Source organism: Methanohalophilus sp., from assembly GCF_030156785.1.
In the GTDB taxonomy this organism is placed as follows: Archaea; Halobacteriota; Methanosarcinia; order Methanosarcinales; family Methanosarcinaceae; genus Methanohalophilus.
Genome location: NZ_JASGLW010000009.1, coordinates 1 through 14,639, shown reverse-complemented (window position 1 = coordinate 14,639; position 14,639 = coordinate 1). Strand labels below are relative to the sequence as shown.

Sequence of the window (14,639 nt, the reverse complement as noted above, 5' to 3'; positions counted from 1 at the left end):
TGTTATTATTGACGAAATTATAGGCGGATTTTTTAAAAGTAACTTGATAGTGTTGTCTGGGACGAGGTTTCCTGCAAACCTGAAACCATGATCCCCACCCGGCGGACTATGACATTATTATCTTCGAGAAATTGTGATAGCAGGGAATATGCTGTAGTTAGAATTGTCTCTTTTTCCGAACACGGTAGATTCAATGTTCTGTTCCTGCTGTAGGCTTTGAAATGTGAAGTTATTATGGTTATGGAAACTTGTTTGAATGACAGTTTACGCTCATGAAGCTTCTCAATTACATCGTCTGCAAGCATATCAATTTCCCCCATAATTTCTTCAACATCAGACGAATTGTGAGGCAATGTGACAATTCTACCGATCTGGTCTGCCCTGCCCCTCGGGATCACTGGAGATTCATCGATGCCCTGTGCCGAAGCCTTGAGCCATGCACCACGTTTCTTGCCGAAAGTCGATACCAGTTCCACAGCATCATGTCGAGCCAGTTCGCCTATGGTATGGATGTTCATTTCCTCAAGTTTTAAAGCCGTGACTTTTCCGACACCCCACAACTTCCCTACAGGTTTGTCTCTCAGGAAAGCAGCTACTTCATCAGGCGTGGTAATAACAGTCAGTCCATCAGGCTTCTGCTCAGAGGATGCCATTTTGGCAACCAGTTTATTGGGACCTATTCCCACAGAGCAAGTCAGTTTTTCTTGTTCAAGTATTTCCTGCTTGATCTGTTTTGCAATCCTTACGGCACAATCGAAATCACCCTTACAGGTTTTCGATATCTCAATGAATGCCTCGTCAATGCTCACCTGCTCAAAGGAGTCCGGTGAATCCGCATGGCTTTCAATTATCCTCATAATTCGATCAGATACTTTCGTATAGAAATCCTTGCGCACAGGAAGATAGATCGCATCCGGGTTGAGCTGCCTGGCACGCGAGCAGGGCATGCCTGAATGAATTCCAATATTGCGAGCCACATAGTTACAGGTGCTCACAGAGCCGCCATCACCCCTGCCAGAATACATGCAGACCACCACGGGTTTGCCATGCAGCGATGGATTTTCTCGTTCCTCTACTGCTGCGTAGAAGTAATCCATGTCAACGTGGGCGACAATGCGGAACATTGAAAAGGGAATTGTTTGCAGGGGTTTTATTGTTTGTGGACATTTTAATTAAAAATCGAAAATTGGCTATCTATAAATCCTCTTCTCTAACTCCAGCTAAACTAATATAAATTATATAAAAAGAGAAAACTGAATCCAATTGGATCCAGTTTGTTATCCCTGCAGCCTCTGTCCTGCTCTCTGTAAAGCACTGCCAAGGGTTTTTGCAATCTCACAGTTTTCAGCACACTTTGAGGGGCATGTGCAGTATTTTGGTGTATTTTCCATCATCCATTGACCAAGGAATCCAAAAGCTTTGAGTTCCTCAGGGCTGGCATTCTCTACGTAGTCATTTATGTCATCCAATTCCATGATTGATCACCAAAAGTACTTTGCACGTACATATTAATATAGTATTTTATCATTAAAATGTACAAAAAAACTATTTGATACATATTTCTAACCAAAAAATCAATTCATCCGGATCATGGTATTATGAGAGAATTAGAATTAACATCAGATGCTGTTTCTATTTTATGCAAGGAAATTACTGCCCTTCGCTCGGATCTTAATCGGTTCAGAAGTGAAGTTAGCACAAATAAAACAAAATCACTGTTTAATGAATTTAGGAATCAATGTGCTGCAACAGTTATCAGCGAATCTGTAGATAATGCTTTTGATCTCATTGGAAGCGAAGGGAAAGACTGCCCTATGTGGACGCAATGTAAGCCCACGTTTATTAATTTTTTTGATGAGTTAATAGGCTATGCCAAGAACGGTCAGCTATCAGAGAACAACATTGCAATTATGAGGAGTCAATTTGACAAAATTAAGAAACAGGCAGCCGAATTTGATCAATGTTCAAAATGCTTCAGATATGTAGAAGCCTATTTTGATCGGCAGGTTGAAATATTACAGAAGATGGGAATTTATCAAAACGAAAGTAGCAGAGGATTACAAATTCAGGATCTTCGTGAAGATCAAGTATCCAGCCTGATAGGAGAGTCATTAAGCAGCGCTGTAAGGGTGCAGATTTTGAAAGCCTTATATGACGAAGGAAAATCATTTACTGAACTTTCAAAAATAACAAAGCTTCGTGGTGGCAATCTCCTATTCCATCTGGAAAAACTGCTGGACAAAGGATTAATCAGGCAGCGTGAGGAACGTGGTGAATATCAGATCAGCTTGCAAGGTTATCATATACTTAATTCTATGCTGGAACTTATGAAAACACTGAGTATTAATGATAACGAACCTAAGCTTTGTGGAATTTCCCAACCAGACTAAACATACAATTTTAACTATCAAGGTTGTGTATTAAGACCTTGAATTTTAGTTTTAAAATTAATTTCTATACCTTCTGATCCTCAATTATCCTCATTGTGTTTTCTGTATTGAGTAATATCTAAAGGATATATTCTTTTTTTGTGGATAAAGGGTGCATGAAGGTATGTTTTACAAGGATGACGGGTGTTACTTCCCTGAAAAAGTTGGCTAAAAAGAAGAAGCGTGACGAATCGCTTTTAGTTCATGCGTGACATATGTCAGGGTATATAGGATGTTTATTGGATTTTACATACAAAAGACTGTAAACGATCATTAGTGCATCCGTTGTTTTAAATGCCCTTGGCATCGAAAAATAAATTAGAGGAAATAGATTATCACCGGCAACAAAATCACTCCCATTGCATGGGCTCGTCTTACTTTCATAAAGGGTGGCAGCAATCCAATGGTAGTGGCAATTATAAACAGGATGAAACCATAAAAGCCTGTTAATAGTGTTACAGTTACACATAGGAATGCAAGAACAGCTTTACAGATCTTTTTATACTCTATTCTTGTAAGCACTTTATGGACATTGTTTCCTATAATCACAGTTGAGAAATACGAAAATAATGAAGCTATCAGAATGGTGATAATGCATATAACTATAAACATGTTGTTGATTCCTGTATCCTGAAGAAGCTTGTCCACTGCAACCATCGCACCATTGCGTGTTTTTTCGATAATTACCAGTGCAAATAAACCAAAAATAGCGTTACTTGTGTTCACACCTGAAATCGAAACTATGAATTCTTTTGCTTTTTCAAGCACATGGTTGCCATTTTGTTCCTTTGAAAAGTTATCCGGAATCAAGAGTCTGGTTATTACAGTTGCAGTGGATGAAGAGACTCCAGGTAGCCATGCCACAAGAGAACCTGCAAAACTGCCGGTAAGAATTCCTCTGGCAATGTTTTTGGTGGGGAGTTTCATCTGCGAAATGTTTTTGATAGGAATATGGGCACCCGACATCATGCTAATGATCAGCTGTGAGGATCCAAATAAGCCACTAAGGAGCGGAAGCAATACAGTTGGTTCTCCCAGATCAATAAGTGGCTTTACCAGATAGTCTGTTTTAAAAGCCATATATCCCAAAAATCCGCTTGCCAGGAAAATTAGCATTGCATAAAAGCAGAAGCGAAGCCGAGACAGTGAGCCCTGTCCGGGTACAAATTCTCCCTTTTCAGTGAGGATCAATATGATTGATATCAAAATCAGAATAAGAGCCATATTTTCCTGAATAAGGGAGTAGTTATTTGCAAAAATGAAGATGATTGGAGGTGCAAGAACAAGGGAGAATATAACAGAACCTGCACTTCCAAGTGCTGAAAGCCTGACCGCTTCCGCACCGTAGCCATCGAGAAGCAGCCGATGTCCCGGCAATACTGCCAATGCTACATCATCATTTGGTGCTCCCAGGAATATCGCCGGAATTATATCATGGAAAGTATGTGAAATCGAGTTGGAGAGGATTACTAAGGCAATATATATCGGTGATATACCAAAATCAATAAAAATTGGTGAGAGGGACAGGAGAATTAATGCAAAATTATTGGTATGTATTCCCGGGATAAGGCCAGATACCACTCCAAGTAAGTAGCCAATGAGTATAGAAATGATGAGATAAGTAATTGTTATGGTTTCAAACATGTTTAGAGGAAATGTGTTATTTCTCAAATCCAATTTAATTATTTTTACTTATAGCTTGTGTTATTTGGACTGGACAAAGGTTACTACTTTATACCAGAACTCCAATGGAATGATTTAATGCCACAATCCACCTCCAAAAAATGCATGAAATGCAATGCTGACGCTATTATTTTCCAGAAGTATTCCGGCATGCACCTGTGTCGCAAACATTTCATTGAGGATGTGGAGCGCAAGGTCAAGCTCACGATACGCAAGCATTTCAATATAGGGAAAAATGAAACACTGGCTGTTGCATTAAGTGGTGGAAAAGATAGCTGTGTTGTACTCTATGTTCTCCATAAGATTTTCCATGAGCGGCGGGACCTTAATATCGTGGCAATAAGTGTTGATGAAGGTATCAAAGGCTACAGGGAGCACTCCCTAGAATATGCAAAAGAACTTGCTTCAACCCTTGGAATAAAACACATTATACGTTCATTTGAAGACGAATATGGCACTACCCTTGACGGACTCACAGCAAAAAACCGTGTTCTTGGAGCATGCAGCTATTGTGGCGTATTGAGAAAATCCATCCTCAACAAAGTAGCATTGGAAATAGGTGCAAACAGGTTAATTACCGGGCATAATCTGGATGATGAAGCCCAGACGATACTTATGAATCACCTTAGCGGGGATGTGGATCGAATGGTCAGGCTTGACCCTCCCAGGGAGATCGAAGGCATGGTCCTCAGGGCTAAACCGCTGCGGAAAATTCCGGAAAAAGAAGTAGCACTTTATGCTCTTGTGAACGATATCCCCGTAGATTTGGAAGTTTGTCCCTATGCACATGAAGCACTTCGAGGGGAAGTTCGCGATATGCTTAACGGTTTTGAATCAAGACACCCAGGTACAAAATACTCTCTTCTGAGGGGTTTTGACAAGATGGTTAAACTACTGGCCGCTGATTTTCCTCCGGCAACAATCAGCAAGTGTAGGGTATGTGGGCAGGCATGCAATGCTGAAGTTTGTCAGGCATGTCGTTTGCTTGAAAAAATCTGATCTCAAACTTATGTCAGGTAATCGTCGATATCATAGATTTCTTTTCCTGTTCTTCGCATAAACATTCGTGTCCACCAAATGACCGTAAGTGGTTGTATTACTGCGAAGGAAATAACGAAATCTGCAAAAGACCAGAATGTACCAAGAGCTTCAATTGTTCCCATCATCTGACCAATAAGTGCAACCAGGATTGAAATACTGAATATGAATAACCAGAGAAGGAAAGTATCAAGCTTGTTTTGCATGAAAACACTGAAACCTTTCTCAAGGGCGCCGACAGGATCAAGATTTTCGATAACAACTGCATATTCGGAGTAGGTGAAAATCAAATCTACTGCCATTATGTAGAGTGTCCATAAGAGCATTCCCAAAGCCAGTATAAGTGCTCCTGACACGGCTTCTTCCGGATATAACAGGAAACTGTCCAGATCCCTTATGCTAAGGATTCCCGGTAAGATAAAAACAATGCCTGTGAGCATTATTAAAAGAAGTATGAATTTGATAAGGAAAAGATTTACAAAATTCTCTTTTCCATATGTGAGCATGTCCCCGATTGTAGAAAATCCTTTTTCAGAAGCCGATTTTGCCATTCCTATGGCTCCAGCCTCAAAATATGATCCAATTATTGTCATAATAATTATTGCGAGCAAAACAATAGCTCCCACCAGCAGAAAATTGTCATAGAAAGAGGTGTTTAAAATTTTCATTACCATTTCAGGTTCAATTGCATCAGGGTTTTTCGGTAGAGAAGGCATTGCCGGCACAACAAGCAATGCAATAGCAACTGTTAACGCACCAAAAATGACAAACATTCCAAAAAAAACATTCAGAAAAAATGGAATGCAAATGTTTAAGTTATGTGTCCATGTCTGAAAGCCTTTTCTTAACGTCAGGCTTATGCTTTCCATTTGAAAAATCTCTCCTATTTATTATCGCGATTGTTATATCCTTTTTCAGCCTAATGGGAATATTGTACTTAATGCGTTCTTATACTATAAAAATAGTGTAAAAGCTGTGATGACCATGGAATCTGAAAAACAGACTTTGGTAGTTGTATCGCATTGCCACTTAAATCCTTCTTCAAGGCTTTTGGGAATTAAACCTCCTTCCCGGATTAGTACCGGGGATGCAAATATTATGCAGCTACCATGTCCTGAATTGATCTTCTTTGGTGCAAACAGAAGAGAAATTACGAAAGACCAATTACAACATCCTTCTTATAGGCGTTTCTGCCATGATCTTTTTGTGCCCTTTGCTGATATGATAGAAGAGCTTTACAACAAGGGAATGGAGATCAAGATTGCTGGTGTAAGGAAAAGTCCTTCCTGTGCAGTTAAATGCACTACCGTGGGAGGACAAAAAGGCAAGGTTTCGGAGTTCACTCATTATCATGTGGCGGGTAAAGGTGTATTTTTTGAAGAAATCGAAAAAGAACTTTTTGAGAGAGGGGTTTCATTTCATATGTGTGAACATTAAAAAGGAACGATTCATTTAGAAACATTTATATAGGATAGCACGATCTTAGAGTCGTGCTAGCGGGTAAAACTCTAATTTTCTTCAAACCCCACTCCCCAAATACACCAAACCCCCCATTAAGCCCGCTAGCTTTCTTATCATACTTTTTTTTGAATTGTTAATTCCAATTGAAGTCTGTATTATATGCTTAGAAGGGGGTCACTTTTGCGGATTTTTTATATTTGGAACAAGCTTGAATCTTAAATACCAAAAGTGGCTGATTTTTCAAACGATTACTCTTGTTGAATACGGATAAAGAAATGATTATCCTCAACTCCTGCATTCAAAAGTAACGCCCGGAATAACAAAACTAAGATAATTGAAATATTTTTCTTAATACAGTAATTTATATTTAAAAAGAGTAACTGAAGGTCGTCCAATGACCTTCAGAAAATACCTGCTCCGATGAACAGGGATGCAAACAGAATGGCCACCATGTTGACTACCTTTATAAGGGAGTTCAGTGCGGGACCGGCTGTGTCTTTGAATGGGTCACCAACGGTGTCACCGACTACTGCTGCTTTGTGTGCATCAGAGCCTTTTCCGCCGTGATATCCGTCTTCAATAAGTTTCTTTGCGTTATCCCATGCTCCACCGCCGTTATCCATTGTGAGAGCAAGCAGAAGACCGGATGCAATAATTCCTATAAGAAGTCCTCCGAGTGCAAGTGGACCGAGTATGACTCCAACGAGCAAGGGGGTTACCACTGCAAGGATACCGGGAATTGACATCTCACGGATAGCTGCTGCGGTAACAATGTCCACACATTTTCCGTATTCCGGTTTTGCAGTTCCTTCCATGATTCCGGGGATTTCACGGAACTGGCGACGTACTTCATTTACAATACTAAAAGCAGCTTTTCCGACTGCCTGCATGGTTACTGCACTGAAAATGAATGGCAAAAGGGCACCAATAAATAATCCCACAAGAACCACGGGGTTATCAAGACTCAGGGATCCAGACTCAAGATTAACTTTAAGGCGGTAGTCTGCGAAGAGTGCAAGCGCACCAAGGGCCGCAGAACCGATTGCATATCCCTTTGTGACGGCTTTTGTGGTATTACCTACAGCGTCAAGGGCATCAGTTGTGTTACGAACCTCCTCAGGTAGGCCGGCCATCTCGGCAATCCCACCTGCATTGTCAGTTATTGGTCCGTATGAGTCAAGTGTTACAATCATACCGGTCACAGAAAGCATTGCAGCTGCGGCAATAGCAATCCCGTAAAGACCCATTGCAGGATCCGTGGCTCCTCCGGTAATGAAGAAAGAAGCGAGAATACCAATTACAATGATTGCCACAGGAAGAGCTGTACTTTCAAACCCTATTGCAAGTCCTTCAATAACGTTAGTACCTGCACCGGTTTCCGAAGCTTTTGCTATCGTTTTGACAGGGCGGAAACTGGTGGAAGTATAATATTCTGTGAATACCACAATCAGAACCATTATTGCAATCCCTATAAGAGATGCATAATAGAGGTTCATGTTGCCCATTAACATGTCTGTTACAAAGTAGAATGCAACAAGACAGAGGCCTGCAGATACGGCAACCCCTTTGTAAAGCGCTTTCATAATCTTACGATCATCCCCGACTTTCACAAAGAAGATTGATATGATTGATGCTAAAATAGCGACTGCACCGAGAATAAGCGGGTAAAGAATAGCGTTTGGATAAGCTTCAATTAACTGGCTACCCAGCAACATGGAAGCAAGGACGGTTACAACATAGGTCTCGAACAGGTCTGCACCCATTCCTGCACAGTCACCTACATTGTCGCCGACGTTGTCAGCAATAACACCTGCATTACGCGGATCATCTTCAGGAATTCCGGCTTCTATCTTACCTACAAGGTCTGCGCCCACATCAGCAGCCTTTGTGAAAATACCACCCCCAACCCTTGCGAACAGGCTGATGAGACTTGCACCGAATCCGAATCCTACGACTTGATCTACGTCTCCGAAGAGGATGTAGAAGATACTGGTGCCGAGAAGAGCTAATCCTACAACTGCAAAACCGGTAACTGCACCTCCTTTTACTGCAACGCTCATTGCGTCCTGAAGGCTGCGGGATGCAGCATTAGCAGTCCTGACATTAGCACGTACAGAAACATTCATTCCTATATAACCTGCAAGTGCAGAACTTACGGCACCTACAATGAAACCGATAGCTACCCTGCCACTGTGTTCAGCAATCAGGAAGTATATCAGGAACGTCAAAATGACGGCTACTATTGCTATTGTTTTATATTGACGATTCAGATATGCCATTGCCCCTTCCTGGATTGCCTTGGATATTTCCTGCATCTTCTCATTTCCGGTTCCTTCTTTAAGAACACGGCTTGCAAAGAATGCGGAAAATACAAGACTAATAATACCTGCCAGGGGGGCAAGATATATTATATTCTCCATTACAACACTCCTCTGGTCTTTTGTTGTTTGATTTTATTAGTGTATAGTGTATTATTTGATCAAATCAAAGTTATTCGATTACAAATAACAGGCAGTAATATTTGCAAATAATTTATATTCCTGCCAGAAGGCAGGTTGAAATAGTATACACCAGATATGAATGTATCGCTTGAAAATTTTTTAACCTGTACATATCAATTATGTTTTGTAATGATAGCTTCTATTTTAATGTGGAATTGGAGCTGAAGAGAGACTTAAATAAGATTTAAAATCAATCTTAAAGTTGTTGCCTTTTCCCAATCAATAAATTGATTTATGATTTTGGGTCATACTTATGTTTTGAATATTAAGTAAAAATAATTATAATGCATATAAAATCCCATATTGCTTATAAACAATTAGTATTTATAGTAACTTTATGAGACAGGTGGCAATCATCTTTATATGCATAATTATTACCTCATTATTTCTTACTCCGGCGGTAGCTCAGGAAGAAAGTGCCTGTATTCATATTAAGGAGATGTACCTGAGATTTGACGGTGATGATGCTACTGTAACTATCTATTTTGATATGGATTTATTTGGAGACCTTTACGTATTTGCTTTTGGAAGTCGTCATCTTGAGCCTGAACTTATAAAGATATTTTCGATTTTTGATGATTTAGAGATTCGGAAAATAGGAATGGATAATGCTGTAATAGAGCTAGCTAATGTATCGCGACAAACGGATAGTTATTATCTGTTTGATGAAAGAGAGCTCGGTACTGAGGTCGAAGAACTCATTATTCTATATCCTTCCGGTCCTAACATGCGTTTTAATGATGTGTCCGAGATACCGCCCCTCTTTTATGAAGTTTCATAATCTTTTAGAAACGACATATATAGTCTCGATTTGTAATGGTTATTCATTAACTATATATACCATCACTTACTGATTTCTAATGGACGCTAACAATCTTCCACATTCATAAAAGGAAGTATTTCCTGCCTTTCATAGGGCTTAAAAGAACTGGATCATACGGGAACATGGAGTATGTGAGGGTACAATCACATGGATGAAATGATAGAATCTTCTTTAAAAGAACAACTGGTTGTAAATCCACCTGAAGAATTTTCCAAATATGCAAATATCAACGATCCTGAAATCTACAGGAGGGCAGAAGAAGATCCCAAAACGTTTTGGGAAGAACTTGCCCGAAATATAGATTGGTTTGAAGATTGGGATGAAGTACTTGAATGGAAACCTCCGCATAGTAAATGGTTTGTCAATGGCAAGTTAAACGCATCTTACAATTGTCTTGATAGACATCTGGAGTCTAAAAGAGACAAACTTGCTATAATATGGGAAGGGGAAGAGGGTGCTGAGAAGACATACACTTATGAAGAGTTATATGATGCAACCTGTCGCTTTTCTAATGTTCTCAAAAAAATAGGTGTTCAAAAAGGGGATATTGTTACCATTTATCTTCCTATGATACCTGAGGCAATTATTGCAATGCTGGCTTGCGCCCGAATTGGAGCCCCTCACAGTGTAGTCTTTGCAGGTTTTTCTCACGAGGCGCTTGCTCAGAGGATTAATGATGCCAGGAGTGAATACGTTATCACCTGTGATGGATATCATTACCGGGGTAAACTCCAGGCCCAGAAGGCAAAAACCGACAAAGGCCTGGAAAAGGTTTCAGGTGTTAAACAGGTTCTGGTTGTCCGACATGCGGGAAATGAAGTTGATATGAAAGACGGGAGAGATGTGTGGCTTGACCATCTGCTTCATAAAGTAAATTCCGATTGCCTGGCTGAACCTATGGATTCCGAAGATGTTCTTTTCCTTATGTACACCAGTGGAACTACAGGAATACCTAAAGGAGTTGTACATTCCACCGGCGGTTACCTTGTAGGTGCATATGCCACTGCCAACTGGGTTTTCGATTTGAAAGATAATGATATTTACTGGTGTACTGCTGATATTGGTTGGATTACCGGTCATTCATATATTACGTATGGTCCGCTACTCAATGGTGCAACAATCCTAATCTATGAAGGAGCTCCTGATTATCCTGAAAGAGATCGATTCTGGAGGATCGTGGAAAAATACAAGGTTACTATTTTCTACACTGCACCTACAGCTATACGCATGTTTATGAAATGGGGTGATACTCTACCACAAAAACATGATCTCTCCTCCCTGCGCCTGCTTGGAAGTGTGGGAGAACCGATTAATCCTCGCGTATGGCTCTGGTATTATTGCCAAATAGGAGGTAAACGCTGCCCTGTGGTTGATACCTGGTGGCAGACGGAAACCGGCATGATCATGATAACTTCCCTTCCCGGCATAACGCCCATGAAACCGGGAAGTGCATCAAAACCTTTCCCGGGTGTAAAAGCGGTAGTTCTTGATGAAGAAGGTAATGAGGTACCAGTTGGAAAAGGCGGATATCTTGCTATCAAAGACCCGTGGCCAAGTATGATACGTACCATTCATGGCAATGAAGAGCGCTTCCTCAAAACATACTGGAGCAAGTGGGGTGGTGATATTTACCTTTCAGGAGACGGTGCTCGTGTGGATGAAGACGGTTATATATGGGTGCTTGGTAGGCTTGACGATGTCATCAAGGTCGCAGGACACCGACTCGGGACAATGGAAATAGAAAGTTCACTTGTATCACATCCCGCAGTCGCTGAAGCGGCAGTTGAAGGAAAAGCCGATGAACTCAAAGGAGAGGTTATTGTTGCTTTTGTTATACTTGAGGAATATGTGGAACCTTCTGATAAACTTAAGGATGAGCTCAAAGCCCATGTTGCAGATGAAATCGGACCCATTGCAAGACCCGCCGATATCATCTTTACTGAGGACCTTCCCAAAACCCGCAGCGGTAAAATCATGCGAAGGATACTAAAGGCCATCACCAACGGGCAGGATGTGGGAGATGTGACAACACTCCAGAATCCGGATATTGTGGAGAAGTTGAAGCAGAATGTTGCGGGGGAGTGATCGCAACTAGATATATTTTCAGGGAGTAAAAACGATTGGGGTTTTGACTCTACGGTTATGCAGTTAAAGGCGTTTGTATTTTCAAAAGGAGTTAGTTGTGACAATTTAGTTTTAGCCAGCTGTCTTCCAATTAAATTAACTCTGGATCATCAAGCTCCACATCCAATACTGGAAGATCAATAACTGTACCATCCCTACTGTAACAAACCCAGCTATCTTCATCATAAGGTTCAGCCACAATTATGTGTCTGTTTCCTGTTTTGCTGAATAGTCTTAAGTCTTCTTTGGATGGTCTTGCACTAGGTCCGGGGTGGCTATGAACAGATCCCACTGATTCAACATTTGGCATCATGAATAATTTGATTACGGCATTTCTGTCACTGCTCTCAGTACCCGGCAAAATAAGTACATCTGTAATAATCCCATTTTCTTCACGCAGCAATCCGGCAAATTCATTTGGAGCTGTGGTTTTTGCAGCTCCAAGTATAAATTCCAGTGTAGCCTTTGCAATGCCCCTGATCATTTCCATAAGTTAGTAAAGAATGGTTATGATATATAGTTACGTTCGTAGGTTTTAGGCAATCAAAAGATATGCCAATCCGGAAAATAATCCACCTGCTAAAGTCGCATAGAAATTTACCCCACTGTTTGACAGGTATCCCCTTTTTTGTAAAGTTCCACCAAGCAAACTATCGATGTTTGTTCCAACAAAACCACCTACACACGTGAAAATTATAGCATAATAAATATTTTCAGTCATTCCGAACACAGTTGCAAGAATTGCAATTACACATGCTCCTCCGATTGCCGCCATTTCTCCTAAAACTGTAATTGCACCGTCTGTACCACTTTTTGTAGGTTTCAGATTTGTTATCATACGAGGAGTCTGTTTTGCAGTAGTTCCAATTTCACTGGCGAGTGTATCTGCAGTTGCTGTCGCTACTGTTCCAAGGTATGCATAACTTATAAGCTCTGCATGCTGTGGGTAGATCCCATAAGCTATTGCAAATGCAAGTGCAGCAGTGCTATTGCTGAAAACGTTTTCATAACTGCGTATCCCTCCCTTTTCCTGTGCGAGTCCTTTTGATAGTTTGTATTCATAGCGGTATCTTGTAAACATGCCTCCAAGTATGAAAAATGTGAGCAGTAGGACATACCATAAAATGTTACTAAAAACGATTATAAGAACGCCCATAAGGGTTGAACTCATAACAGCGGATATATCGGCTATTTTTGTAATGTATGCAAGATACCCAAAAGACAACGAAAAAATGAAGGCAAAGAGCAAGTGCAGTGGAGAGATTGAATATCCAAATGAAACAAGCACCCACATAGCCATAGCAGATCCGAGAGTCATGGAGAGCATCTTATCAAATTCAGACGGTATCGATTCGAAAAGTGCCGCCATGATCGCACCGATTATGGCCGTAAACAACATTATTTCATAGCCACTTTCTCCGTTGCAGTATAATGACCATCCTCCTGCAATGGCAGCTACAATTCCTCCGGCAAGAAGCAGACAAATGCTTGAGGGGAGAGAGTGATGATTTCTATTTAGATTCCCATTTTCACGGATGGTTTTTGCAACCATTAAACCAATTGAGGATATTTCCAGTGACTGAATTATGATATAATCAGGGAATGAATATTCCAATTGCTGAGAAATCAGATCTATAACAAAAAGGATGGTTATTGCAAGGAAGAGGTAATAGTATTCCCCGATAACTTTGCTTAATACGGTTTTGGATGTCAGGGTCAGTGCAAGAAACAGTAATGTAAGGGGTAAACTCCCTATATATGGGAAGAGTATTAACAAAATGATTGCAAATGAAAGAATTTTCACGTTTTTATTTTTTGAAAATGCTTCCTGAAGACAAGGGGTAGCTTCTGACATATTAATCAAAATGTTTTGTACCATACTTATTCACTGGATTTATAAAAACATAGGGGCAAAATCAGGTTTAATCTACAAAAAAGCTTTTTTGAATCTGGGTGCAGAAATCTGCTATATCATTGTATTTAAGTTCAGCATACCTGTCATGTGGAGTCAGTAGTATTGATTAAAAGAAAACACAGCTAGGGAATGTTGAAATTACAATGAGAACAGAGGTTTTACAAAAAATGTATATATTCCCATGTACGAGGAAAGGAAACGGAAAGCCAACAGTTTAAAAGAACAAACTCTAAATAGCCCTCATCTTAAATTAAAGGTGGGGGTTTTAAGCTTTATGAAAAATTGACATGGATTTATTATTTAGTATTATCGAGAAGATTGTAGTGTTAGATGGATAAAGTTTATTGTAAGTTAGCTAGATAGAAAGTAGATTGAGGTTGAAATAGATTAGATATTATGAAAAATGAGTACAAACATAAACTTTAAGAATATAAATTCAGATAAGTTTTTAAAAAATTTTTCAATGGAAAAATGATTAAGATTTGATATAAAAAAAGGAAATTTAAACCATTTGTCGTATTAATAAATTATTAGTTTCTATGGCAAGTAGCTATAAAAATAGACCGAGGGAATTAGAAAAAAATTTTAAATTTGTTCTATTAATTGTGTATAGAATATTAATATAGATTTATTTATAAAAATGAAATAAAAAATAAACTAATTAA

At 39.8% G+C, this 14,639-nt stretch carries 12 protein-coding genes; 5 read left to right on the top strand and 7 right to left on the bottom strand.

The window, feature by feature from the left end; translation table 11 throughout:
* Window positions 1–32 precede the first annotated feature (32 nt).
* Together dinB and PWQ49_RS06055 are read right to left on the bottom strand one after the other, a co-directional pair.
* Complete coding sequence (gene dinB / locus PWQ49_RS06060; RefSeq protein ID WP_300609009.1) at window positions 33–1,124, bottom strand: DNA polymerase IV; 1,092 nt, start codon at window positions 1,122–1,124, stop codon at window positions 33–35.
* A 153-nt stretch (window positions 1,125–1,277) separates the two neighbouring features.
* Window positions 1,278–1,475 (bottom strand): hypothetical protein, encoded by a 198-nt coding sequence (locus PWQ49_RS06055; protein WP_300609007.1) that lies wholly within the window; start codon window positions 1,473–1,475, stop codon window positions 1,278–1,280.
* 123 nt (window positions 1,476–1,598) lie between these two features.
* Between PWQ49_RS06055 and PWQ49_RS06050 the strand changes: the two genes are divergently transcribed.
* The gene (locus PWQ49_RS06050; RefSeq protein WP_300609005.1) at window positions 1,599–2,390 is read left to right on the top strand and encodes a winged helix-turn-helix domain-containing protein; all 792 of its coding nucleotides are present in this window, start codon (window positions 1,599–1,601) and stop codon (window positions 2,388–2,390) included.
* 357 nt (window positions 2,391–2,747) lie between these two features.
* Here PWQ49_RS06050 and PWQ49_RS06045 read toward each other — a convergent pair whose 3' ends face one another.
* Entirely contained in the window at window positions 2,748–4,073 is a 1,326-nt protein-coding gene (locus PWQ49_RS06045) for a tripartite tricarboxylate transporter permease (RefSeq protein ID WP_300609003.1), read from the bottom strand.
* 144 nt (window positions 4,074–4,217) lie between these two features.
* On the opposite strand from PWQ49_RS06045, the gene PWQ49_RS06040 reads away from it, so the two are divergent.
* Entirely contained in the window at window positions 4,218–5,111 is an 894-nt protein-coding gene (locus PWQ49_RS06040) for a TIGR00269 family protein (RefSeq protein WP_300609001.1), read from the top strand.
* A gap of 8 nt (window positions 5,112–5,119) precedes the next feature.
* Here the strand turns inward: PWQ49_RS06040 and PWQ49_RS06035 are convergent, their stop codons facing one another.
* Window positions 5,120–6,019 carry a hypothetical protein gene (locus PWQ49_RS06035; RefSeq protein WP_300608999.1) on the bottom strand — a complete coding sequence of 300 codons (900 nt, stop codon included), beginning with the start codon at window positions 6,017–6,019 and terminating at the stop codon, window positions 5,120–5,122.
* A 115-nt stretch (window positions 6,020–6,134) separates the two neighbouring features.
* Here PWQ49_RS06035 and PWQ49_RS06030 point away from each other — a divergent pair, with 115 nt between their 5' ends.
* Window positions 6,135–6,587 (top strand): hypothetical protein, encoded by a 453-nt coding sequence (locus PWQ49_RS06030; protein ID WP_300608997.1) that lies wholly within the window; start codon window positions 6,135–6,137, stop codon window positions 6,585–6,587.
* 425 nt (window positions 6,588–7,012) lie between these two features.
* On the opposite strand, the gene PWQ49_RS06025 is transcribed toward PWQ49_RS06030, so the two are convergent.
* On the bottom strand, window positions 7,013–9,031 hold the full coding sequence (locus PWQ49_RS06025; RefSeq protein ID WP_300608995.1) for a sodium-translocating pyrophosphatase: 2,019 nt from the start codon (window positions 9,029–9,031) through the stop codon (window positions 7,013–7,015).
* Between the two features lie 418 nt (window positions 9,032–9,449).
* Between PWQ49_RS06025 and PWQ49_RS06020 the strand changes: the two genes are divergently transcribed.
* Window positions 9,450–9,893 (top strand): hypothetical protein, encoded by a 444-nt coding sequence (locus tag PWQ49_RS06020; protein ID WP_300608993.1) that lies wholly within the window; start codon window positions 9,450–9,452, stop codon window positions 9,891–9,893.
* A gap of 189 nt (window positions 9,894–10,082) precedes the next feature.
* Complete coding sequence (gene acs / locus PWQ49_RS06015) at window positions 10,083–12,020, top strand: acetate--CoA ligase (protein ID WP_300608991.1); 1,938 nt, start codon at window positions 10,083–10,085, stop codon at window positions 12,018–12,020.
* 130 nt (window positions 12,021–12,150) lie between these two features.
* On the opposite strand, the gene PWQ49_RS06010 is transcribed toward acs, so the two are convergent.
* Both PWQ49_RS06010 and PWQ49_RS06005 read right to left on the bottom strand, forming a co-directional pair.
* The gene (locus PWQ49_RS06010; RefSeq protein ID WP_300608989.1) at window positions 12,151–12,549 is read right to left on the bottom strand and encodes a Mov34/MPN/PAD-1 family protein; all 399 of its coding nucleotides are present in this window, start codon (window positions 12,547–12,549) and stop codon (window positions 12,151–12,153) included.
* A 45-nt stretch (window positions 12,550–12,594) separates the two neighbouring features.
* Window positions 12,595–13,914, bottom strand: a complete 1,320-nt coding sequence (locus PWQ49_RS06005; RefSeq protein WP_300608987.1) for a TIGR00297 family protein — start codon at window positions 13,912–13,914, stop codon at window positions 12,595–12,597.
* Window positions 13,915–14,639 lie beyond the last annotated feature (725 nt).

Coding starts and splice junctions, on each gene's coding strand:
- dinB (WP_300609009.1), bottom strand. CDS start 1,124: ATGTTCCGCATTGTCGCCCACGTTGACATGGATTACTTCTACGCAGCA.
- PWQ49_RS06035 (WP_300608999.1), bottom strand. CDS start 6,019: ATGGAAAGCATAAGCCTGACGTTAAGAAAAGGCTTTCAGACATGGACA.
- acs (WP_300608991.1), top strand. CDS start 10,083: ATGGATGAAATGATAGAATCTTCTTTAAAAGAACAACTGGTTGTAAAT.
- PWQ49_RS06055 (WP_300609007.1), bottom strand. CDS start 1,475: ATGGAATTGGATGACATAAATGACTACGTAGAGAATGCCAGCCCTGAG.
- PWQ49_RS06020 (WP_300608993.1), top strand. CDS start 9,450: ATGAGACAGGTGGCAATCATCTTTATATGCATAATTATTACCTCATTA.
- PWQ49_RS06050 (WP_300609005.1), top strand. CDS start 1,599: ATGAGAGAATTAGAATTAACATCAGATGCTGTTTCTATTTTATGCAAG.
- PWQ49_RS06005 (WP_300608987.1), bottom strand. CDS start 13,914: ATGTCAGAAGCTACCCCTTGTCTTCAGGAAGCATTTTCAAAAAATAAA.
- PWQ49_RS06045 (WP_300609003.1), bottom strand. CDS start 4,073: ATGTTTGAAACCATAACAATTACTTATCTCATCATTTCTATACTCATT.
- PWQ49_RS06030 (WP_300608997.1), top strand. CDS start 6,135: ATGGAATCTGAAAAACAGACTTTGGTAGTTGTATCGCATTGCCACTTA.
- PWQ49_RS06040 (WP_300609001.1), top strand. CDS start 4,218: ATGAAATGCAATGCTGACGCTATTATTTTCCAGAAGTATTCCGGCATG.
- PWQ49_RS06025 (WP_300608995.1), bottom strand. CDS start 9,031: ATGGAGAATATAATATATCTTGCCCCCCTGGCAGGTATTATTAGTCTT.
- PWQ49_RS06010 (WP_300608989.1), bottom strand. CDS start 12,549: ATGGAAATGATCAGGGGCATTGCAAAGGCTACACTGGAATTTATACTT.